Consider the following 20,976-nt stretch of genomic DNA (forward strand, 5'->3'; position numbering starts at 1 on the left):
CGGCACCCACACCACCGCGCTCGGGTCAGCGCACCGCGCTGGCGACACCCCACTGAGCGTGGAGGCCGTCCCAGGAGCATCAGACCGCCGAAGCACCCGGCAGCACGCGCATCACCGCGTTCTCGATGAGCACCCCACGGCGCTCGACCCGCTGCTCGCGGACGACGACGAAGCCGTGGCGCTCGAACACCGGCTGCGCCGTCCGACTCGCCTGCACGGTCACCTCCCGAAGCCCCACCGCCCGCGCTTCATCGAGCATCTGACGGATGAGTGCGGACCCGACGCCGCGCCGTCCAGCGTCCGGATCGACGAACAGCATGTCGAGGTAGCCGATCTCGACGTCCAGGTCGGTGAATCCGACCACCGCGTCGTCGAGCTCGGCCACCCACGTCGTCACCGCGGCACGTCGGGCTGCCCAGTCGTCCAACACCGCCTCTGCCGGGTCGTCCGGCACCCACGCGGCGAGCTGCTCGGCCGTGTAGTGAGCGGCAGCCGTCACCCGCACCGCCCGCTCGAAGACCGACCTGGTCGCTCGCGCATCGGTGTCACGGTAGCGGCGGATCCGGGGGTCGTCGAACACGCGCGTCAGCTTAGCCAAAGCGCCGGGACGCCGCAGCGAAGCGACCTCAGCCCTCGAGTGCCGGGATCTCCGAGAGGTCGGTGTACACGGGGATCCCACGCTCACGGGCGATCGCGACGTCGGTGTCGGCACCCGACGACTCCCCCGGCAACCGGAGCACGGCGTCACAGTGCTGGAGCAACCGCCTGGCCGTCTCGTACATGACGTCACCGTCGCCCGCCGCGGGGTCGATCCCGCGCAGGATCGGCAGTGCGACCCACTCCCCGATCATCGGGACGTGACCGCGCGCGTAGATCGGCGCTGCAGCGGCTTCGAGTCGCTCCAGGTTGCGGGCGATGGCATCGGGATCCCCACCGGTCCCGGAACGGTAGGGGCCGGCGATGAGGATGAGGAGTGGCGTGGTCATGTCCAGCACTGTAGCGTTAACCGTGCACTATCGTGCAACACCACGAAGGAGCACGCATGTTGAGCGCACAACGACGATCACACCTGCTCGACCTCCTCGAGCGCGACGGCCGGATCGTCGCGAAGGACGCCGCCGCCGCGCTCGGGCTCTCCGAGGACTCGATCCGCCGCGACCTCCGCGAGCTGGCCGAAGCCGGCCTCTGCGTCCGCGTCTACGGTGGTGCACTCCCGGTCGCAGCAGCCGACCGCCCGTTCCGGGATCGACTGTCCCTCGGGACGGCGAGCAAGGAGCGCGTCGCCCGCATCGCCGCCGAGCGGATCCGGCCGGGCAGCACCGTCATCATCGACGCCGGCACCACCGCGCTCGCGCTCGCCCGACTCCTCCCGGACGACCCGACCCTCACCGTCATCACCCCGAGCCCGGCGGTAGCCCTCGCCGTGGCGGAGCACTCGCCGGCGCGCGTCATCATGATCGGTGGCGAACTCGGACGTCACTCGATGGTCGCGGGCGGCGCCCTCGCCGCGGAGGCCATCCGTCACCTGAGCGCCGACGCCTGCTTCCTCGGCGTCACGGGCTTCCATCCCGAACACGGCCTCACCACCGGCGACCTCGACGACGCCGCGACGAAGCGCGCACTCGCCGAGCGCAGCACCGACGTCTACGTCCTGGCGAGCGAGGAGAAGGTCGGGGCCGTCTCCCGGTACCCGGTGCTCGACGTCGGCGAGGTCACCGAGGTCATCGTCGACCAGCAGGCGGACGGATAGGACCGGTCGACGCGGGCCGGGGGTCCGGCGCGCGGGATCGTCAGGATCGCGGGTAGGTCTCGGCGAGGAACGCGGCGTAGCCACCCGGGGTCCGGCCACGTCGCCGACCCGAGGTCTCGACGGGCGCGTCCGGCGTCGGCACGACCCGGAGACCCGCCGCCCGGGCGCGCTCGACGAGATCGACGTCCTCATGCTCGGCCAGCTCACGGAAGCCGCCGAGTTCGTCGAGCCGATCGGCCCGGACTCCCAGGTTGGCCCCGTGCACGTTGCCCGGCAGATGTCCGGGCGGGTGGGTCTCCATCCAGCGCTCGATGTCGCGCTCGGAGAAGTCCGCGAAGTCGGGGCGGACAGTCCCCAGGAGCACGTCCACGCCGGCGTCGAACGCATCGGCATGCACGGAGAACCAGTCCTCCGGAACGCGCGAGTCGGCGTCGGTGTTGGCCATCCACCGCGCGGAGATGTCGGCAGAGTCCGATCCGGCAGCGCCCGATCCCAGAGCGGCCACGACACCCGCACGCCGGGCCGCCCCGACACTGCGCTCGTCGATGACGACGGTGACCGCCTCCTCCGGATCGACGCCCGCCGACCGTTCCCCGACGATCCGCGCCGTGTCGTCGCGGCAGTCGTCGAGCACCACGACGATCCCCACCTGCAGCTCGGGACGACGACGCAGCACGGCGGCACGCGCGACGAGCAGCGCGTCGAGGCATGCCCCGATCAGCTCCTCCTCGTCGTGCGCGGGCACGACGGCATCGATCCGTCGCAGCATCAGCCGGTCAGACCGTCCACCGCGGCGACGCTCGCCTCGTCGGCAGGCACGAGGACGTCAAGCAGGAAGTCGTCCTCGACGTGCTGGATCGACCGACGGCCGGGCCAGCGTTCGAGCAACCGGCGATGGACGAACTCGGCCGACGTCGTGGCGTGGTCGTCGGGGTGCCGCCAGTGACACGCGACGATGCTCCCGCCAGGCGTGAGCGAGCCGAGGAGGTGGTCGATGACCCGGTCGAGGTCGGTCGCCGACAGGTAGTAGCCGACCTCCGACATCACCACGAGGTCGAAGGTGCCACCCGGCCAGTCGTCGGGGAGCGTGCCCCGTTCGAACCGGGCAACGGGCACCCGTCGGCGGGCGATCTCGAGCGGCGCTTCGGCGATGTCGACACCGAGCACGTCGTCGCTGCGGTCCGCGAGCCGCTCCGTGAGGACACCCGTCGCGCAGCCGAGTTCGAGCACCGAACCGTAGCGCTGGCGCGGCAGGGCGGCGAGGAGGACCCGACGTTTCCGCTCCTCGTACCAGGAGCCGAAGTCCCAGCCGTCGGGGTGGTCGCGGTAGTGGTCCTCGAACGACTCCTTCGACCGCGACGCAGCGTCGGCCGTCGCGGTGTCGTCGGCGGTTTCGGTGTCGGTGTCCGCCGCCGCGCCTACATCCGGGTCGGAACCTGGCGCGAGGTCCAGCGCACGCCCGTTCGGGAACAGCACCTCGAACCGCCGCGCGTAGTGCTGCAGGTGGTGGTGGTCGACGATCGCCTCGTCGCCCGGTGCGTCCGAGAGCGGCTCCGTCTGCGAGGGGTAGGCGTCCATCGCGGCGATCTTCGCCCCGTGGGCCGCGGCGTCGAGTGGGACGATCCGCGCCTCGCCCCATGGCAGGGTCGCGTCGTCGGTGTCGGCCCAGTGCCAGAGCCAGATGGGGAACTCCACGAGCGCGAGGTCGAGTTCGGTCGCGAGGGCCGTGGCGAGTTCGCCGGCGATCCGGTGGTCGCGGTGCCCGTCGCCGCGCCAGGGGGCGACGATGAGCGGTCGCGATCCGGCGGTTGCGACGGCCGCCCGCAGTCGCTCCGCGATGCCCGCGCGTTCGGCGTCGAGGCCGCCGTCCGGGATGTGCAGGACGTCGTACCCGACCGTCCGGTGGAGACGGCCGATCGCGTCGACGAACTCCGCCTCCCGGCGCGGGGCTAGCTCCTCGGGCGTGGTGGTCGGCGAGTCGGGGTGCGATCCCTCGCCGAGGGTCACGAGGAGGACCTCGACCGGGATCCCGGCGGCCGCGGCCGCCGCGATCAGCCCGCCGGCACCCAGCGACTCGTCGTCGGGGTGCGGCGACAGGACGACGACGCCGGTGGCGTGGCGCCAGCCGTCCCAGACGGGCAGGTCGAGCTCGTGGAGTCGCGTCGCCCAGGCGGCTGCCGACGTGCCGGGGTCGCGGTGGTCGAACGCGGGCATCAGTCGGCCTCCACCAGCATGCGGCCGTAGCGCGCGAGGTCGCGATCGCCGTGGTCCTGCTGGACGTACAGCTCGAGGTCGGACATCCGCGCGAGATACGCGGGTTCGGAGGTGAGCGGGCCGGGGCCGAGTGCTCCGAGCACCCCGGCTCGGATGGCGTCGACCCGACCGCGGACCGTCGACCGCACGCGCTGGGCGAGGCGAGGGCCGGCCGCGTCGTCGGCGTGGCCGTGCTCGATGGCCTGGGCCGCGTCGGCGATCGCCTGCTCGGCGATCGAGAGGTCGATGGCCGCGGCGCCGAGCGTGCGCAGGAGGAGGTCGGCGTCGGGTCGGGTGCGTGCCGCGGCGAGGAGACGGTCGACGAGCGTGACCGCGCCGCCCCACCAGCAGGCGGCGACGCCGATCCCGCCCCAGGAGAAGCCGGGGCGTCGCAGGTACCACCCGTCGTCGCCGACCGGGGAGGCGGGGACCCCGTCGAAGCCGACTGGGCCACTCGGTACGAGCGGCAGTCCGCGGGCGAGCCACGCGCTGTCGTCGGTCGTGACCCCGGGGTCGGTGAGCGCGACGGCGAACAGCCGCCGCTCCCCGGGCGCGGTGTGGGCGGTGACGAGGGCGTCGCTCAGATGGGACGCGAGGGAGCACCACGGCTTGGTGCCGGTCAGCTGCCAGGCGTCGTCGACCAGGGAGGCGTCGAGGCGCAGCCCCGGCGCCTCGGCCGCGAAGACGCCCCAGGTGGAGACGGCCGGCGGTTCGAGGTCGGCCTGATGCAGGATGGCGAGCGCGTCGAGGTGCGGTTCGACGACGCGTGCGAGTGTGACGTCGACCGCGGCGATCGCGCCGAGTCCCGCGAAGACGCGCCCGGCGGTGTGCTGTTCGAGGGGGCCGACGAGTCGCACGGCTGTGGAGGTGAAGGCCAGACGCGACTCGATGCTCGCCAACGACCCCGTCGCCGCGTCGTGCAGGGCGTCGAGGTCGAGGGCGGTGCCGCTGGTGGGCCAGGCGGTCGACTGCAGACGGATCATGCGATCCGCGTCTGGTGTCGGGGTTCCATCGGTGCGCGCATGCGACCTCCTCGCGTCGTGGAGGTCCAAGTCTCGCACCGCCACGCACCGCCGCACGCCCCTGGACCGCGACCACCGACCCTGGTAGTGCGCCAGCGCGGTGCGCTGACGTGAGCGCGGGTCATCGACGCGAGCGCGGGTCTCCGGAAGGGTGCCAGCGCGGTGCGCTGACGTGAGCGCGGGTCATGGACGCGGGCGCGGGTCTCCGGAGGGGCGCGGTCAGGCGTGTGACCCGCGCTCACGCCGGTTCCCTCGGGTTCGCGTCAGCGCACCGCGCTGGCACCGGTTTCCGGCGACTCAGCTCAGCGCACCGCGCCGACAACCCATCCAGGCGCGGTAGCGGGCCGAGACTCAGTCGCGGAAGAGGGCGCTGTAGGCGTTGATCGCCGGCTGCCCACCGAGGTGCGCGTACAGGACGTTGCTCGACGCCGGGATGTCACCGCTCGTGACGAGGTCGATCAGTCCAGCCATCGACTTCCCCTCGTAGACCGGGTCGATGATGACGCCTTCGAGCCGACCGGTCAGACGGATCGCCTCCATCGTCGACTCGACCGGGATCCCGTAGAGGTCTCCGGCCCACCCCTCCAGCACCGTGATCTCGTCGACGCGGAGCTCCCGTTCGAGGCCGATGAGCTCCGCCGTGTTGCGGGCGATGCGTGCGACCTGGTCGCGGGTCTCCTGGATCTTCGCCGACGCGTCGATCCCGATCACCCGGCGCGGTCGGTCCTGGCCGGCGAACCCGGCGATCATGCCGGCGTGCGTCGACCCGGTGACGCTGCAGACGACGATCGTGTCGAAGAACACGCCGAGTTCACGCTCCTGCTGCTCGACCTCGGCGGCCCAGTTCGCGAAGCCCAGACCGCCGAGCCGGTGGTCCGACGCGCCGGCCGGGATCGCGTAGGGGGTGCCGCCGCGTTCGCGCACGTCGTCGAGGGCGCGCTCCCAGCTCGACTTGAACCCGATGCCGAAGCCCGCGGGGTCGAGACGGACCTCGGCCCCCATGATCCGCGACAGCATGATGTTGCCGACCCGGTCGTTCACGGAGTCCGGCCAGTCCACCCAGTTCTCCTGCACGAGCACGGCCTGCATCCCGAGCTTCGCCGCGACGGCCGCGACCTGACGCGTGTGGTTGGACTGGTAGCCACCGATCGACACGAGCGTGTCGGCACCCTGCGCGATGGCATCGGGGATGAGGTACTCCAGCTTGCGGGTCTTGTTGCCGCCGTAGGCGAGACCGCTGTTGACGTCCTCACGCTTGGCCCAGATCGTCGCGCCACCGAGGTGGGCGGTGAGGCGGTTGAGTTCGTGGACGGGACTCGGTCCGAACGTGAGCGGGTAGCGGGAGAAGTCGCTGAGGGACATGTGGTGGCTCCTGGGTCTCGGTGGTGCTGTGGGCCCGCGACGAACTCGGGAACGGGTCGGGTCTGGGGAACGGGTGGGGTGGTGCGCGCCGCTCAGTCCTCGTCGAGGTGGGCGAGGACGAGGTCGGCGAGGGTCGTCCAGTTGCCCCGGACGAGCGCGGCCGCCGCATCGACGTCCCCCTCCGCACAGCGCTCGATGACGGCGTCGTGCTGCGCGATCGACCCGCGCGCCGCGACCGAGGAGAACCGCAGCCGTTCGATCCGGCGCAGCAACGGGGTGACCGCCTCCAGTGCGTCCCGGATGAACGGATTCCCGGCGACATCCACGGCCACGGCATGGAAGGCGTCGTCCGCTGCGAGCGCGGCGTCGGCGTCGTCACGCTGGAGCGCGGCTGCGAAGTCACGGTTCGCCGCGCGCATGCGATCAAGGTCGGCGGCACTCAGGTGCGGCACCGCCTCGCGGACGGCGAGTTCGTGCATGGCTGCGGCGACCGCCTGAGCCTGCAGCGTCGCCCGGATGTCGAGCGGGGCGACGACGGTCGACCGACCGGGTTTCGCGATGACGAGCCCGCTCCGGGCGAGGCGCAGGACGGCCTCGCGGATGGGCGTGCGGCTCACGCCCAGCCAGCGTTCGAGTTCGGTGTCGACGAGTTTCTCGCCCGGGGTGAACGTCCCGTCGACCATCGCGTTGCGGAGCGACTGATAGACGTCGTCACGGAGGAGCGCCCGGCGATGCGGGTTGGCTTGAGCGGGAGCGGGCATGCAATATATTGCACATCGCAAACGTCGGAAGTCAAATGCACCCGTGCGCCGGGTCGACGCCCACGGAGTGGGGCATTCCCCCTACTTGTCCCCCACATGGCGGATTGTCCACCCACTGAAAGCACGCCACGATGGTCCGCGGGGGGTGAGCTGGTGACGCGACGGGGTGACGAGACGGTGACGGTCAGACCGCATCCTCGCGTGCTCTGGAGCGCCGTCCTGAGCGCCGCCATCGTCGTCCTCCCGGTCTGGGGCGTCTCGCTCTGGCTCGTCGGCCCAGCCCAGAGTGTCGAACGCACGTGGGTCATCACGCTCGGCATCATCGGGATGGTCGTGCTGCTCGGTGTCGCGGTCCTGTCCCGTCGCCAACGCATCGTCGTGTGTCGCGACGGGTTCATCGAGCAGCCCATCGTTGGGCGGCAGCGGTTCGTTCCGCGGGACGCGATCGGCCGCAGCCTGCTCTTCGAATTCCGGGGTCGGGGACTGCAAGCGAGCTCGCAGTTCTTCGTCTGCGACGCCGAGAACCGGCCCCTCCTCCGGATGCGCAGCAACCGATGGAGCACGGACAGCATCGCGGCCGTCGTCGCCGCCTACGACGGTCCGGTGGAACGACCTCGCCAGCCGGTCTCTCTCGACGACCTCCGCGAGGACCACCCCGACCTGCTCACCCCGCTCGAGCGTCTGCGTTGGGCGCGCGCCGAACTCCTCTAGCGGAGACGTCCAGCCCCGACGGCGGCGGCGGATCGCGAGCGCGTCGTCGCACCACCCGGGATCCGGCTCGAGTCGGACACCGCCCGGGTCAGAGCGCCTTCGCGTACCAGTGGGCCCCGGGGTCGCCGTCGACCCGTGTGAAGCCCGTCCGCTGGTAGAACTGCTGCGCCCCGGTGTTCGAGACACCGACGCCGAGGTGGACGCCCGGGACACCGCGCTCGGCGAGGAGCCCGCAGAACGCGTCGATGAGTCGTCTGCCGACACCCATCCCCTGCGTCTCCGGCAACAGGTCGATGTGCAGATGCGCCGGGTACTGCGCGAGGAGTTCCGGGGCCAGTCCGCCGCGATCGGTCGCGGATCGGACGATGCCGCGCTCGCTCTCCGAGGCGGCACCGGAGGCCGCGGCGGCCGCGTACTTCCCCGCGACGGTCGGCCACCAGCGCTCGACGAACCACCGGTCGAAGGCGGTCGTGTCCGCCGTGCCGAGGATGTACCCGATCGGGCCAGTGCCGGCGTCGACGAGCAGCGCCAACTCGGGCTCGTGCTCGACGTAGGGCAACGCATAGATGTCGGGCAGGAGGTCGTCCGTGCTGAACTGCCCGGTCGCGTCCGCCCCCGAGTCGCCCGTTCGGGTGCAGATCGCCGCCACGGCGGCGCGGTCGGTCGGTCGGTACGCGCGGATCTCGGTCACCGCGCCAGCCTAACCGGCGTTCCTCGGTCCCGTCCCCACTCCCTCTCCCGGTCCCTGAGCCCCACCCTCCCCGGTCCCTGAGCCGCGCACTCCCGGTCCCTGAGCTTCTTCTGCCGGTCCCTGAGCCACACCTTCCCGGTGCCTGAGCTTGGCGATGTTCGCCCGCGTGCCCTTCGACAAGCTCAGGGACCGACCGAAGGGCGACCGAAGGGCGACCGAAGGCCCGGGACATGACCCGGAGACGGAGACCGAGGCGTGACCAAGGGCCCGACCGAGGTGCGACTGAGGCACCGCCCGCGGTGCCGTTCAGGGACCGAGGCGCGGCCCAGGGATCGGTTCGACCGGGTTGCTTAGGCTGAGTCCCGTGACATGGCGACCAGGAGGCATCGACGCGGCCGTCGAGCAGTGGCGGCTCGTGCGCGACGGCGAGCTGATCGTGACGCCGTCGAGCCGGCTGCTCCCCGTGACCCACCGCGGACGACCGGCGATGCTCAAGGTGCCGTTCGTCGAGGAGGAGGCGCTCGGCGGACGACTGCTCGCGGCGTGGGGCGGCACCGGGTGTGCGGCGGTGTTCGCGGGCGACGACCACGCGATCGTCCTGGAACGAGCGACGGGTGGCCGTGACCTCGCCTCGCTGACCCGCGCAGGTGACGACCTCGGAGCCGTCGCAATCCTGTGCTCCGTGCTCGACACCCTGCACACGGCGATCCCCGCCCCGTCGCCGACCGATGCCGGTGGTGTCATCGCCGAGCTCCCCTCGCTCCGCCGGTGGTTCCACGAGCTGCTCGCCGACGACACCTCCGCCGTGGGCGCCCTCGTCGGCGATCCGGCGAGCGCCGCGTTCCTCGAGCGTGGGCGGGCGATCGCGGGCCGACTGCTCGACACCACGACCCCGGCCGACGTCGTCGTGCTCCACGGCGACCTCCACCACATGAACGTGCTCGAGTTCTCACCCGGCGACTGGCGGGCGATCGACCCCAAGGGCATCGTGGGTCACCGCGCCTTCGACGCCACCGCGCTGTTCAACAACCCCGATCCCGCGACGGCGCGGAACCCACGTCTGTTCGACGAGCGGGTGGAGTTGGTGAGTCGGTCACTCGGCCTGTCGCGACGCGTCCTCCTCGAGTGGGTGGTCGCGCGCTCCGCGCTGTCCGCGGTGTGGTCGCTGCAGGACGGGCTGCTCGACGATGCCCGGGTCACCGTCGAGCTCGGTCGCCTCGCCGAGGACGCCCTGGGGTAGGAGACCGTTGGCCCCTCGACAGGCTCAGGGACCGGAGTGGTGCAGCACCGAGGACCGTCAGCGCGTACCTGCCGACGGCCGCTGTGCAGGCGCCCTTCGACAAACTCAGGGACCGGGCGGGGTCACCGAGCTTGTCGAGGCGTGCCCTTCGACAGGCTCAGGGACCGGGGAAGCGCTCAGGGGCCGGGACCCTCAGCGGCGGCGCCGCGTCCCGAAGATGCCCTCGACGACGCCGGTGAGGATCGACCGCGTCGCCTTCGACCCGAGGATCTCCTCGAGCGGACTCTTCGACGACGTCGACGACGACCTCGTCGACGTCCGGCGGGTCGTGCCGGCGGTCTTCCGGAGCAACCGTTCGTACTCGGCGTCGGCCTTCTTCTGCGCTGCTGCCTGCGCCTTGTCGGCGGCAGCCTGCTGCTTCGCGAGTTCCGTCGCGATGCGCTGCCGCTCGAGTTCGGCCTCGGCGGCGAGCGCGGCCTGGTTCGCCTCCTCGAGCTTCGCCGTCAGGATCTCCCTCGCCGACTCACGGTCGACGGGCGTCCCGTACCGCGCGAGCAACGGTGAGGCTGCGATCGCCGCATCGATCGCGGTGTCGGCACTCGGCGACATGAGTCCCTGCGGCGCCCGCAGCCTCGTCCACGCGACCGGCGACGGCGCACCCTTCTCGTTCATCACGGTGACGACCGCCTCACCGGTGCCGAGGGAGGTGAGGACCTCGCCGAGCTCGTAGCCGGAGGTCGGGTAGGTCGACACGGTCGCTTTGAGCGCCTTCGCGTCGTCCGGGGTGAACGCACGGAGGGCGTGCTGCACGCGCGAACCGAGCTGCGCGAGCACCTCGCCCGGGACGTCCTTCGGTGTCTGGGTGACGAAGAAGATGCCGACGCCCTTCGACCGGATGAGCCGGACCGTCTGCGTGATCTGCGCGAGGAAGTCCTTCGACGCGTCGCGGAACAGCAGGTGCGCCTCATCGAAGAAGAAGACGAGCTTCGGCTTCTCGGGGTCGCCCACCTCGGGGAGGGTGTTGAAGAGGTCGGCCAGCAACCACATGAGGAACGTCGAGTAAAGCGCCGGCTGGTTCTGGACGCCCGGCACCTCGAGCAGGCTGACGATGCCCTTGCCGCTCGGGTCGAGGCGGATGAAGTCGGCGGTGTCGATCTCGGGTTCGCCGAAGAAGACGTCGGCGCCCTGGTCGGCGAAGGTGATGAGCTCCCGCAGGATCACCCCGACGGTGGCGCCCGACAGCCCGCCGAGCTCCTGCAGCTCGCCCTTGCCGTCGTCGCTCGCGAGGTAGGTGAGGACCGCGCGCAGGTCGCTCAGGTCGAGGAGCGGCAGGCCGGCTTGGTCGGCGTAGTGGAAGACGAGGCCGAGGCTGGACTCCTGCGTGGCGTTCAGGCCGAGGACCTTGCTCAGCAGCAGCGGGCCGAAGGCGGCAATGGTGGCGCGGATCGGGACGCCTTTGCCGACACCGCCGAGCGCGAAGTACTCCGTCGGGGTGGCGGCCGGCGTCCAGTCCTGGCCGATGCCGCGGGTGCGGTCGAGGAGCTTCTCGTTCGACTCCCCCGGGGTCGCGATGCCCGAGAGGTCACCCTTGATGTCCGCGGCGAACACGGGGACGCCGGCGGCCGAGAGCTGCTCGACGAGGCCCTGGAGCGTGCGGGTCTTCCCGGTTCCGGTGGCGCCGGCGACGAGTCCGTGCCGGTTCATGACACTGAGCGGGATGCGGACCTGCACCCCCGGCACCGGTTCGCCGTTGACCAGGGCGCCCATCTCGAGCGCCGGGCCGTGCACGAGGTAGCCGTCGCGGATCTTCAGCACGTCGTCGAGGCCGAGCGGGCCTGGGCCGATGGTGTCGGCGTCGAGGTCGTCGGTGCTGCTGGCGCCGCTGCTGCCGGTGGCGGTGCTGCTGCTGGTCTCGGCACCGACCGCGTCGTCGGTTGTGACGTCCGCCGGGACATCGGATGGGGCCTCGGCGGCCGGCGCATCACTCGCAGAACCGGAGCCCGCCGGCTCGACGGGTGACGCCGCTCCGGTCGCCCCATCCGACGCGGTGATCCCCGCGTCGGCGAGCGCCGCTGCCGCCTCGGCCGCCTTCACCTTCGCTGCGGCGAGCGCCGCCTGCGCCTGGGCGGCTTCGAGCTCGGCCTGTGCGTGGGCGGCTGCAGCCTGGAGTGCGGCGATCTGCGGGTCGGATGCTGCATCACTGGGCGTCATGTGCCGAGCCTAGCGACGCGCTCCCCACCGGTCGAGGGGTCGCGCGAGCGCGAGGAGACTGCTCCGATCACCACTGTTCGCGGGTGCGCTCCTGGTCGACGACGGCCCGCAAGTCGGACAGTCGTCGCATGCCGGCCAGCGGCTGTGCCATGCGGGTGTTGTGCCGGATGCTCGGCTCCACACGGTCGAGGAAGGCCCAGTACCCGGCGGTGAAGGGGCAGGCGTTTTCGCCCAGCCGCACCTTGGGATCGAAGACGCACCCACCGCAGTAGTCGGACATCTTGTCGATGTACGCGCCACCCGAGGCGTAGGGCTTCGTCGCGACGATGCCGCCGTCCGCGTGCTGCGACATGCCGATGACGTTCGCGGGCATCACCCAGGGGGTGCCGTCGACGAACATGTCGATGAACCAGTCGTTGAGCGCGACCGGGTCGTACCCGTGCTGCAGGGCCCAGTTGCCGAGCACCATGAGCCGTTGGATGTGATGCGCCCAACCGTGGCGACGCATCCCGTCGATCGTCTCGCGGAGACAGTTGGACTGGATGGCGGCGGCGTCGAGTTCGCGGAACTGGCGCGGGAGCGGCTCGTGCGCTCCGAGGGCGTTGTGACTCGTCCGGTACGGCTCGCCGAGGTGCCAGTACAAATGCCAGACGTAGTCACGCCAGCCGATGATCTGGCGGGTGAAGCCCTCGACGCTCGACAGCGGTGCGCGACCGGCGTGATACTCGGCGACCACGGTCTCGACGGCGTCGCGCGGGTCGAGCAGGCCGAGGTTGAGCGGCGCGCTCAGCAGGGAGTGCGCCATCGTCCAGTCGCCGCCGAGCATGGCGTCCTCGAACGGGCCGAAGTCGCCGAGCCTGGTCTCGATGAAGTCCGCGAGCGCCGCCTCCGCCTCGGCCGCGGTGGCCGCGAAGCGCCGCGGCCCGTCGTCGCCGACCAGCTGGACCAGCCCGTCGCGCTGCCACCGGTCGAGGTCCTCCCGGACCTCCGCGTCGATGTCGTCCTCCTCGGGCCAGAGCGGCTCGGGCAGACCGAGCCGGGCGGCTCCCTTCGGCGGCGGGTTCCGGTTGTCGTGGTCGTAGTTCCACCGGCCGCCCTCAGGCTGGTCGCCGCGCATGAGGATCCCGGTCCGCTCCCGCACCGTGCGGTAGAAGTCCTCCAGGAGGAGCCGCTTGCCGTCCCGCGTCGCCGCCCAGGCCGCGAAGTCGGGCTCCGAGGTCACGAAGCCGCGGCTCGGGAGCACCCGGAGGCCGCGCTCGCGGATGAAGCGCCGAGCGGTCCACGAGGGTGGGTCGATCACCTCGAGGTCGGCCCCGGCCTCGACGACCTCCTCGTAGCGGTCGACCTGGTGGAACTCCGCACGGTCGCCGAGCTCCGCCGCGCGATGTCGGATGGCCGAGAGGAAGAGGTGCGCCTTCGCCCGGTGCATCGGTCGCTTCGCGAAGGTGGACGTCGATTCGATGAGCAGGATCGGTCCACCGTCGTCGAACGCCGGGCCGAGCTGGCCGGTGAGGATCCATCGTCGTCGGCCGGCGGTCGCTTCATCGTCGTGCTCGGCGGCGCTCCGGCCGGTGGTGTCCATCGCCTCAGGGTACGTGGGACGACGGACACCACCGGGGGCTTGCTCAGCCTGGTCCGATGCTGCTCGGTTCTGTACTGCGGTGCCCCGCTCGGCTCACAACGCTCAGAGCGTCGCGGCGAACGGGTCCCAGTCCTCCGCGACGAGCGGGACCGGCGTGACCCGGCTCGCCACGTCGACGGTCTGACCGGACACCACGGACTCGTCGATCGAGACGAGCGTGTCGAGCACGTGGTAGCCGAGGGCGCCCGAGGCGAGCGGTGTGCCGCCGGAACGGATCGCCCGGGCGAGGTCGAGGACCCCGGTCCCGCGGCCGGCGAGGACACCCTCGGTCGGCACGACCTCCCACTCCGGGTCCTGCTGCATCCGCTCGATGGGCGCCGCGCGGGTGATCCGCACCTCGCCAGTGAACATGTTCGGGTCGGGGATCACGAGTGTCCCCTCGGTGCCGGTGATCTCGACGACGCCCATCTTCGCAAGCGGCGACTCGAAGCTGAAGACGCTCTGGCTCACGCCGCCGTCCACGAAGCGGGCGATGGCGCTGACGTGCGTCGGCACCTCGACGGCGAACTCGGTGCCGACGCGGTCGCCCTGCTGGATCGTCCGCGTCGCACGCCCACGGGAGCCGGCCGCCGACACCGAGGCGACCGAACCGAACACCTGCACGAGCGTCGTCAGGTAGTACGGCCCCATGTCGAACAGCGGCCCGCCACCGTTCGCGAACAGGAACTCTGGATTCGGGTGGAAGATGTCCGGCCCGGCGTACTGCATGACGGTCTGGGCGGTGAGCGGCTGACCGATGTCACCGCGGGCGATGGCGCGACGCGCGGACTGGACGCCCGGGCCGAGCACCGTGTCCGGCGCGATGCCGACGAGGAGTCCTGCGGCGTCGGCCTGCTCGAGGAGCGCGAGCCCGCTCGCACGGTCGACGCTGATCGGCTTCTCCGTCCACACGTGCTTCCCGGCGGCGAGCACCTGCGACGCGACCTGCGCGTGGACGGCGGGGATCGTGAGGTTCACGACGAGCTCGACGTCCGGGTGCGCGAGGACGTCGTCGGCGGTCCCCCACTCGCCGACGCCCCACTTCTCGGCCTGCGCCTTCGCGCGGTCGACGTCGAGGTCACCGAGGATCACGACGCGGACGTCGGGGAACGAGGTGAGGTGCTCGAGGTAGGTGTCACTGATCATGCCGGTGCCGATGAACCCGACGCCGACCGGGCCACTGCCCTGCGGTGCGCGTGCCGTCGTGCCCTGCGCTGCCGCGGGCATCGCGCCCTGCGCTGTCGCGGCCATCAGCGGACCGCCGCTTCGGTCGAGACGAGCTGTTCGGCGACGAGCGCGTCGACGCTCGCCCGGATGCCGTCGAAGATGTCGCCGGCGCCGTAGTGGTCGAACTCGATGATCGCGAAGCGTGCCGAGGGGGCCGCCGCGATGGACTCGCGCAGCGGGACCTCGCCCTGCCCGAACGGTCGCTGGTCGAGACTCGTTGGCACGAAGGGTGCGGCGCCGGGGGCGAACGGGTCGGCGGGCAGCAGGCCGTCCTTGACGTGGAGCGCCTGGACGCGGTCGCCGAGGCGTCCGAGCAGCGCGGGGACGTCCTGACTGGCGGTCGCCGCCCAGAACAGGTCGACCTCGAGGGCGACGTCGTCACGCAGCTGATCGGCGAAGACCTCGAACGCGCTGCGTCCGCCGAACGATGCGACGAATTCCTGGGAGTGGTTGTGGTACCCGACGCGGAGGCCGTGGTCGGCGGCGCGCTCCGCTGCGGCGTTCAGGCGGGACGCGGTGTCGGCGACGGCCGCTTCGTCGAGCCAGCGGTCGGGGCTGACGAACGCGTCGATGACGATCTCGAGGCCGATGGCCTTCGCTGCCGCGAAGACCTCCTCCTGCGGGGCGACCGGCATGACCTGGTCGCCGAACCGGATCTCGTCGGAGAGGAGGGTCGCGTGCCCGGTGCGGGCGGCGAGCCCGTGGCGATCGAAGGCCTCGCGGAGCTGGGGTGCACGGGAGACGAAGTCGAAGGCTTCGACCTCGCGGATGCCCATGCCGGCGAGCCGGGCGAGGGCGTCGTCGAGTCCCTGGTCGAGGTGCTCCTTGATGCTGTAGAGCTGCACGGAGAGCGCTGGTGCGGTCATGGTGTTGCCGTCCGTTCTGACGCCGTCGTTGGCGTCGCTGGTGATGGAGTGGAGCTGGTGATCGGGGTGCGGGAGGCGGTGACCGGGGTCACCCACGGGTCGCGATCGATCCGGTGATCGTCCCGTCGGCGTTCCGTGTCATGCGGTGTCGGACCGGCAGGATCGTCAGCGCGCCGAGCACCGCGATCACCCCGGCGCCCCAGAACAGGGCCGTGTAGTTGTTGCCGACCGCGCCGAGCCCGAGGAGGAACGCGCCCACCGCGCCGGCGAGCGACTGCGGCAGGGCGTTCGCGATGTTGAGGACGCCGAGGTCCTTCGCCGCGTCGTCGGGGTTCGGGAGGACGTCGACGACGAGGGCGGTGTCGACCGCGACGTACACGCCGTACGCCGCTCCCATGATCGCCTCGACGACGTAGAACATGGGCACGGTCGTGGTGTGGGCGAGCAGGATGAGTCCGACCGCGAACACCACCGTGGAGCCGATGACGAACACCTTGCGGTTGAGCATCCGGTCCGACAGCCAGCCGCCGAGCTTCGCGGTGATGACGAGCGCGATCGTGTAGATCAGCACACCCATGGTCAGGGTGTCGACCGCGCCCTGCTGCGACAGCCCGACCTCCTCCTGCAGGAAGAACAGGCGGAACGCGACGAAGAGGAACGACGCGAGCGTCAGGAGGAAGCGCGACAGCCAGACCCAGCCGAAGTCCGGGTGCTTGAGCGGGTTCACCCAGAAGGTGAAGAGCAGGCCCTTCCAGCCGCCGACATCCGGTCGGGTCGTGATCGCGCGGTCCGGCAGGACGAAGCAGTACAGCCACACGGTGATCAGTGCGAAGACGGCCGGAGCGACGAAGAGGAGCAGCATGTCGGTGACGAACCAGCTGGCCACGAAGGCCGCCGCGAGGATGCCGACGTTCTGCATGACGCCGACGTTCGCGGACACGCTCCCGCGCTGCTCCGGCGGGACCTGGTCGGCGATCGTCGCGAGGAGCGGGCCGAGGATGGCGTTGCCGGTCAGCTGGGCGAGGCACCACCCGGCGATGAGGACCGGGACGTTCGGCGCGAGGGCGACGATCGTGAGCGACGCGACGAAGCCGATCGCGCCGAGGAACATCCACGGGCGGCGGCGACCGAACCGCGAGAGGGTGAGGTCGGAGAGTCGGCCGATCACCGGGTTCGCGACGAGGGCGAACAGGGCGGCGATGGAGAGGACGTTGCCGTTGACGACCGCCGCCTGGTCACCCGGGACGAGCTGCTGCGTCTTGAGCGCGAGGCTCACGGTGACCGGGGCGAGCAGGGCGACGAACAAGCCGAACTGGGCGAGCGCCATGGTGGTGACGACCCGTTTCGACGCCCGTTCCGTCGGTCCCGACGGGCCGGTGACGAGGCTGACGTAGGGGCCGCTCGAGGCGCGCTGGCCGGTGGGTTTGGGGCGGCGGGGTGGGTTGGACATCCGGGTTCCTCTCAACGCTGAGCTGCGGACCGGCTCTGGCCCGCGGGTGGTGCTGTCCTCACAGGATCGAGAAACCGATCACTGCACGGCTTTGAGTATAGACGCGAAACCCGAGCGGTCAATAGGTTTTCACGAAACCTGTCGGTGGGGCTGATGCCAGCGCGGTGCGCTGACGCGAGCGCGCCCCAGTCGCGTGAGCGCGGGTCTCCGGAGGGCCGCGCTCACGCGCCCGGGGCGCGCCCACGCCGATTCCCCAGCGCTCACGTCACCGCACCGCGCCGGGCCCCACAGACCCGCGCTCGGGTCAGCGCACCGCGCCGGCGTCGCCGACGAGGAGGGCCCAGGCACGCTCGAGGTCACCGGCCATGTCGACGGACGGGTCGAGCGTCCACTGCACCTGGAGCCCATCGGCGAGGGCGACCATGACACGCGCCACGTGCTCGGGGTCGAGGTCCGCGGCGACCCGCCCGGAAGCCTGGCGATCCCGCACGACGTCGGCGATGCTCCGACGCACCGCCGTGACGTGATCGACGAAGAACCCGCGCACCGGGTGCTCCGCATCACCGGCGGCGGCCGCCATCGTCAGGTACAACTCGACGAGGCCCGGGACGTCGCTGTTGTGGCGCATGACCGCGACCAGACCCTCGATCGCGTCCTGCGACCCGGCCGCGGCGAACTCCTCGTAGTCGACGGCGTCGCGCTCCCGCAGGATCGCCGCGAACAGGTGCTCCTTGGATTCGAAGTAGTGCATGAGCCCCGGCAGACTGACGCCGACCTCACGCGCGACCTCACGGAGCGACGTCCCGCGGTACCCCTCGCGCGCGAACACCGCGAGCGCGACGCGCAGGATCTCCTCCCGGCGCGCAACGCCCTTCGCGTAGGAGCCCCGTGCCGTCATGTGCCGATTGTAGGGCTGCACGACGACGGCGACGAGTGGAAGATCCCACCCGTCGCCGAGGTCGTCACGCGAGACGGACCCGTTCGCAATTCAGGACGCTTCCGGCGCGCCGCGCCCTGACCACCACAGGACCGACCGACACGCCGAACCGGTCCTGAGTTGCGAACCGGAGCACCCGTCATCCGCAGCCGACAACGCAGTAAGCAGCCCACACACCACAGCCCGCATCCCGACTCAGGCGCCGAGCGCGACCGCCGTCCACGACACGGGCGGGAGCGTGATCGTCAGGGTGCCGTCAGCGAGCGACGCGCTCTCGTTCGCGACGAGGCCGACGCGCTCGCGGTCGTCGATCGTGTTCTTCGCGTAGACGTCCTCGTCGTGGATGCCGTTCGCCTCGACGATCGAACCGACGCCGAGCGCCGAGACGTCGACGGTCACCGTGATCGCCTCGTCCTGGTGACGGTTCACGAGGAAGACGGCCGCGGTCCCGGCCTCGGCGTCGTACGTCGCGACCGAGTCGACGAGCGGTGCGTCTCCATGGATCTTCGTGGTGTAGCTGCCGACCTCGATGCGCGGCGCGATCACGACGCCCGACGCGAGCCGGCTCGTGACCGAGAACGGGAAGAACGTCGTCTGCCGCCAGGCACCGCCACCCGGCTCGGTCATGATCGGGGCGATGACGTTCACGAGCTGCGCGAGGCTCGCCGACCCGACGCGGTCGCTGTGCTTGAGGAGCGTCATGAGCAGGTTGCCGAACACGACCGCGTCGGCGACCGAGTAGACGTCCTCGATGAGGCGGGGCGCGTAGGCCCACTCCTCGATCGTGCCCTCGATCGCGTTCCACTCGTCGAGGTACCAGACGTTCCACTCGTCGAAGGAGAGCTGGATCTGCTTGTCGGAGTGACGCTTGTGCTGCACGTGGTCGGCGGCCGCGACGACCGTCCGGATGAAGTACTCCATGTTGAGGGACGACGCGAGGAACGACCCGAGGTCACCGTCGCGCTCCTGGTAGTACGCGTGGCAGGAGATGTAGTCCACCGAGTCGAAACTGTGCTCGAGGACGGTGCGTTCCCAGTCGCCGAAGGTCGGCATCGAGGAGCTCGACGAACCGCAGACGACGAGTTCGAGCTTCGGGTCGACCATCTTCATCGCCGACGCGGTGCGGGCCGCGAGCTTGCCGTAGTCGTCGGCCGACATGGCGCCGACCTGCCACGGCCCGTCCATCTCGTTGCCGAGACACCACATGCGGATGCCGTAGGGCTCGGGCGCACCGTTCGCGACCCGCTGGTCGGACAGCGCCGTACCGCTCGGGTGGTTCGTGTACTCGAGGAGGTCGAGCGCTTCGAGCACCCCGCGCGTGCCGAGGTTGACGGCCATCATCATCTCGCTGCCGGTGAGCTTGCACCACTTGGCGAACTCGTCGACGCCGACCTGGTTGGTCTCGAGCGAGTGCCAGGCCAGGTCGCGGCGCACGGGGCGGCTCTCGCGCGGCCCGACGCCGTCCTCCCAGCGGTAGCCGGAGACGAAGTTGCCGCCGGGGTAGCGGATGGTGCTCGTGCCGAGCTCGGAGACGAGGTCGACGACGTCGCCGCGGAAACCGTCGGCATCGGCGGTGGGGTGGCCGGGCTCGTAGATGCCGTCGTAGACGCAGCGGCCCAGGTGCTCCACGAACGAGCCGAAGATTCGGCGGTTGACGGGGGCGACCGTGACGTTCGGGTCGATGGCGATGCGTGCGGTGGTCATTGGGTCCTCTCCGGGGACGTCGTCGTCCAGATTTCTACAACGTTGAAGGTAAACGTTGTAGAACAGTCTCATGTGCCGATCGGCAGCTGTCAAGACACGGCTGCAGGTGGGGAGTCGGTGTCGAGGGACGGGGACGCGGTCGACTCTCGTCGCACCAGTTCGAAGTCGGCGTAGACGCGACGGGGTGGCACGTCGTCGACACCTCCGGCGATCCGCTCGACGAGCAGCGAGACCGCGGTCCGGGCGATCTGCTCCCGCCCCGGTGCGATCGTCGACAGCGATGGCAGCGAATACCGGCCCTCGTCGATGTCGTCGAAGCCGATGATCGCGACCTCGTCGGGCATGGCGACGCCTCGCTCACTCAGGACGCGCATGGCTCCGAGTGCCAGGGCGTCGTTGAACGCGACGATGCCGTCGAACGCGACACCCTCGTCGAGCATCGCGCGCATCGCGACCGCTCCGTCGAAGCGACCCCAGATCGGGACCTCGCGGACGAGCTCCGGGTCGAACACCATGCCGGCGGCCTCCAGCGCGGCTCGGTACCCGGCGAGGCGCAGACTGGCCGAACTGACGATGTCGGCGCGGTGTGCTCCGAAGGCGACGATCCGTGACCGACCGAGACCGATCAGGTGCTCCGTCGCGGCACGCGCACCCTCGGTGTTGCGCATCGTCACGTGGTCGTTCGGAGCGTTGAACATCCGTTCACCGAGGAGCACCATGGGGATGGTGACCTCTTCCACGACGGCGAGGTCCTCGTCGCCGAGGCGGAGCGCGCTGTAGAGGACGCCGTCGACCGCACGGAGTCGTGCACCGCGTACGAGCTCGGCCTCGCGTGCCCGGTCGCCGCCGCTCAGCTCGATCAGCACCGACAGGCCGAGTTGGTCGGCCGCGTGCATGACAGCGTCGGCGAGCTCGGCGAAGTAGGAGTTCCGGAGGTCGGGGATGATCAGGCTGATGACGCCGGACCGGCCGGAGCGGAGCCCGCGTGCGGAGAGGTTGGGGCGGTAGCCGAGCTCGGCGATCGCCGCGAGCACCCGCTCCTTCGTCGCCTGCTTGATGTGGGGGTAGTCGTTGACGACGTTCGAGACGGTCTTGGCGGAGACCCCGGCGAGCTTCGCCACATCGTGCAGGGTGATCGCCATGGTCCTCCTCGACGGCGGCATCCTCGGC

General features: G+C 70.9%; 19 protein-coding genes. 3 read left to right on the plus strand and 16 right to left on the minus strand.

Features of this window, described 5'->3' with window-relative positions:
- Positions 1 to 79 precede the first annotated feature (79 nt).
- Both QRN19_RS07830 and QRN19_RS07835 read right to left on the minus strand, forming a co-directional pair.
- Positions 80 to 580: a GNAT family N-acetyltransferase gene (locus tag QRN19_RS07830; protein WP_285026195.1), complete on the minus strand. Its 501-nt coding sequence runs from the start codon at positions 578 to 580 to the stop codon at positions 80 to 82.
- Between the two features lie 46 nt (positions 581 to 626).
- Positions 627 to 986 (minus strand): DUF4406 domain-containing protein, encoded by a 360-nt coding sequence (locus QRN19_RS07835; protein ID WP_285026197.1) that lies wholly within the window; start codon positions 984 to 986, stop codon positions 627 to 629.
- Positions 987 to 1,042: 56 nt separating this feature from the next.
- Here QRN19_RS07835 and QRN19_RS07840 point away from each other — a divergent pair, with 56 nt between their 5' ends.
- The gene (locus tag QRN19_RS07840) at positions 1,043 to 1,750 is read left to right on the plus strand and encodes a DeoR/GlpR family DNA-binding transcription regulator (protein ID WP_285026198.1); all 708 of its coding nucleotides are present in this window, start codon (positions 1,043 to 1,045) and stop codon (positions 1,748 to 1,750) included.
- Positions 1,751 to 1,790: 40 nt separating this feature from the next.
- Here the strand turns inward: QRN19_RS07840 and QRN19_RS07845 are convergent, their stop codons facing one another.
- The 5 genes from QRN19_RS07845 to QRN19_RS07865 all read right to left on the minus strand — a co-directional run bounded on the left by QRN19_RS07845 (position 1,791) and on the right by QRN19_RS07865 (position 7,148).
- Entirely contained in the window at positions 1,791 to 2,495 is a 705-nt protein-coding gene (locus QRN19_RS07845) for a glycosyltransferase family 2 protein (protein ID WP_285026199.1), read from the minus strand.
- 23 nt (positions 2,496 to 2,518) lie between these two features.
- The gene (locus QRN19_RS07850) at positions 2,519 to 3,964 is read right to left on the minus strand and encodes a bifunctional PIG-L family deacetylase/class I SAM-dependent methyltransferase (RefSeq protein WP_285026200.1); all 1,446 of its coding nucleotides are present in this window, start codon (positions 3,962 to 3,964) and stop codon (positions 2,519 to 2,521) included.
- Positions 3,964 to 4,986 carry an acyl-CoA dehydrogenase family protein gene (locus QRN19_RS07855; RefSeq protein WP_285026201.1) on the minus strand — a complete coding sequence of 341 codons (1,023 nt, stop codon included), beginning with the start codon at positions 4,984 to 4,986 and terminating at the stop codon, positions 3,964 to 3,966. Before QRN19_RS07855 ends, QRN19_RS07850 begins: the two co-directional genes overlap by 1 nt.
- 390 nt (positions 4,987 to 5,376) lie before the next feature.
- Positions 5,377 to 6,387: a 1-aminocyclopropane-1-carboxylate deaminase gene (locus QRN19_RS07860; protein WP_285026202.1), complete on the minus strand. Its 1,011-nt coding sequence runs from the start codon at positions 6,385 to 6,387 to the stop codon at positions 5,377 to 5,379.
- A gap of 92 nt (positions 6,388 to 6,479) precedes the next feature.
- Positions 6,480 to 7,148 (minus strand): GntR family transcriptional regulator, encoded by a 669-nt coding sequence (locus QRN19_RS07865; protein ID WP_285026203.1) that lies wholly within the window; start codon positions 7,146 to 7,148, stop codon positions 6,480 to 6,482.
- Between the two features lie 201 nt (positions 7,149 to 7,349).
- On the opposite strand from QRN19_RS07865, the gene QRN19_RS07870 reads away from it, so the two are divergent.
- Positions 7,350 to 7,859, plus strand: coding sequence for a hypothetical protein (locus QRN19_RS07870; protein WP_285026204.1), 510 nt, complete (start codon positions 7,350 to 7,352; stop codon positions 7,857 to 7,859).
- A gap of 88 nt (positions 7,860 to 7,947) precedes the next feature.
- On the opposite strand, the gene QRN19_RS07875 is transcribed toward QRN19_RS07870, so the two are convergent.
- A complete protein-coding gene (locus QRN19_RS07875; RefSeq protein WP_285026205.1) occupies positions 7,948 to 8,550 on the minus strand; it encodes a GNAT family N-acetyltransferase in 603 nt (200 codons plus the stop codon).
- Positions 8,551 to 8,914: 364 nt separating this feature from the next.
- On the opposite strand from QRN19_RS07875, the gene QRN19_RS07880 reads away from it, so the two are divergent.
- A complete protein-coding gene (locus QRN19_RS07880) occupies positions 8,915 to 9,790 on the plus strand; it encodes an aminoglycoside phosphotransferase family protein (protein ID WP_285026206.1) in 876 nt (291 codons plus the stop codon).
- 192 nt (positions 9,791 to 9,982) lie between these two features.
- Here the strand turns inward: QRN19_RS07880 and QRN19_RS07885 are convergent, their stop codons facing one another.
- The 8 genes from QRN19_RS07885 to QRN19_RS07920 all read right to left on the minus strand — a co-directional run bounded on the left by QRN19_RS07885 (position 9,983) and on the right by QRN19_RS07920 (position 20,948).
- A complete protein-coding gene (locus QRN19_RS07885; protein ID WP_285026207.1) occupies positions 9,983 to 12,001 on the minus strand; it encodes a helicase HerA-like domain-containing protein in 2,019 nt (672 codons plus the stop codon).
- 67 nt (positions 12,002 to 12,068) lie between these two features.
- On the minus strand, positions 12,069 to 13,583 hold the full coding sequence (locus QRN19_RS07890; RefSeq protein ID WP_285026208.1) for a cryptochrome/photolyase family protein: 1,515 nt from the start codon (positions 13,581 to 13,583) through the stop codon (positions 12,069 to 12,071).
- 102 nt (positions 13,584 to 13,685) lie between these two features.
- On the minus strand, positions 13,686 to 14,849 hold the full coding sequence (locus tag QRN19_RS07895; RefSeq protein ID WP_285026751.1) for a Gfo/Idh/MocA family protein: 1,164 nt from the start codon (positions 14,847 to 14,849) through the stop codon (positions 13,686 to 13,688).
- A gap of 23 nt (positions 14,850 to 14,872) precedes the next feature.
- Positions 14,873 to 15,811, minus strand: coding sequence for a sugar phosphate isomerase/epimerase family protein (locus QRN19_RS07900; RefSeq protein WP_285026209.1), 939 nt, complete (start codon positions 15,809 to 15,811; stop codon positions 14,873 to 14,875).
- Positions 15,804 to 17,165, minus strand: coding sequence for an MFS transporter (locus QRN19_RS07905; protein WP_285026210.1), 1,362 nt, complete (start codon positions 17,163 to 17,165; stop codon positions 15,804 to 15,806). The genes QRN19_RS07900 and QRN19_RS07905 overlap by 8 nt, the downstream gene beginning before the upstream one ends.
- Positions 17,166 to 17,469: 304 nt before the next feature.
- Complete coding sequence (locus QRN19_RS07910) at positions 17,470 to 18,063, minus strand: TetR/AcrR family transcriptional regulator (RefSeq protein ID WP_285026211.1); 594 nt, start codon at positions 18,061 to 18,063, stop codon at positions 17,470 to 17,472.
- A gap of 234 nt (positions 18,064 to 18,297) precedes the next feature.
- On the minus strand, positions 18,298 to 19,806 hold the full coding sequence (arfA, locus tag QRN19_RS07915; protein ID WP_285026212.1) for an arabinosylfuranosidase ArfA: 1,509 nt from the start codon (positions 19,804 to 19,806) through the stop codon (positions 18,298 to 18,300).
- A gap of 89 nt (positions 19,807 to 19,895) precedes the next feature.
- Positions 19,896 to 20,948 (minus strand): LacI family DNA-binding transcriptional regulator, encoded by a 1,053-nt coding sequence (locus QRN19_RS07920; RefSeq protein WP_285026213.1) that lies wholly within the window; start codon positions 20,946 to 20,948, stop codon positions 19,896 to 19,898.
- Positions 20,949 to 20,976 lie beyond the last annotated feature (28 nt).

This window comes from Plantibacter sp. ME-Dv--P-122b (assembly GCF_030209375.1).
GTDB lineage: Bacteria > Actinomycetota > Actinomycetes > Actinomycetales > Microbacteriaceae > Plantibacter.

Coding starts and splice junctions, on each gene's coding strand:
- QRN19_RS07835 (WP_285026197.1), bottom strand. CDS start 986: ATGACCACGCCACTCCTCATCCTCATCGCCGGCCCCTACCGTTCCGGG.
- QRN19_RS07840 (WP_285026198.1), top strand. CDS start 1,043: ATGTTGAGCGCACAACGACGATCACACCTGCTCGACCTCCTCGAGCGC.
- QRN19_RS07850 (WP_285026200.1), bottom strand. CDS start 3,964: ATGCCCGCGTTCGACCACCGCGACCCCGGCACGTCGGCAGCCGCCTGG.
- QRN19_RS07855 (WP_285026201.1), bottom strand. CDS start 4,986: ATGATCCGTCTGCAGTCGACCGCCTGGCCCACCAGCGGCACCGCCCTC.
- QRN19_RS07860 (WP_285026202.1), bottom strand. CDS start 6,387: ATGTCCCTCAGCGACTTCTCCCGCTACCCGCTCACGTTCGGACCGAGT.
- QRN19_RS07865 (WP_285026203.1), bottom strand. CDS start 7,148: ATGCCCGCTCCCGCTCAAGCCAACCCGCATCGCCGGGCGCTCCTCCGT.
- QRN19_RS07885 (WP_285026207.1), bottom strand. CDS start 12,001: ATGACGCCCAGTGATGCAGCATCCGACCCGCAGATCGCCGCACTCCAG.
- QRN19_RS07890 (WP_285026208.1), bottom strand. CDS start 13,583: ATGGACACCACCGGCCGGAGCGCCGCCGAGCACGACGATGAAGCGACC.
- QRN19_RS07895 (WP_285026751.1), bottom strand. CDS start 14,849: ATGCCCGCGGCAGCGCAGGGCACGACGGCACGCGCACCGCAGGGCAGT.
- QRN19_RS07905 (WP_285026210.1), bottom strand. CDS start 17,165: ATGTCCAACCCACCCCGCCGCCCCAAACCCACCGGCCAGCGCGCCTCG.
- QRN19_RS07910 (WP_285026211.1), bottom strand. CDS start 18,063: ATGACGGCACGGGGCTCCTACGCGAAGGGCGTTGCGCGCCGGGAGGAG.
- arfA (WP_285026212.1), bottom strand. CDS start 19,806: ATGACCACCGCACGCATCGCCATCGACCCGAACGTCACGGTCGCCCCC.
- QRN19_RS07920 (WP_285026213.1), bottom strand. CDS start 20,948: ATGGCGATCACCCTGCACGATGTGGCGAAGCTCGCCGGGGTCTCCGCC.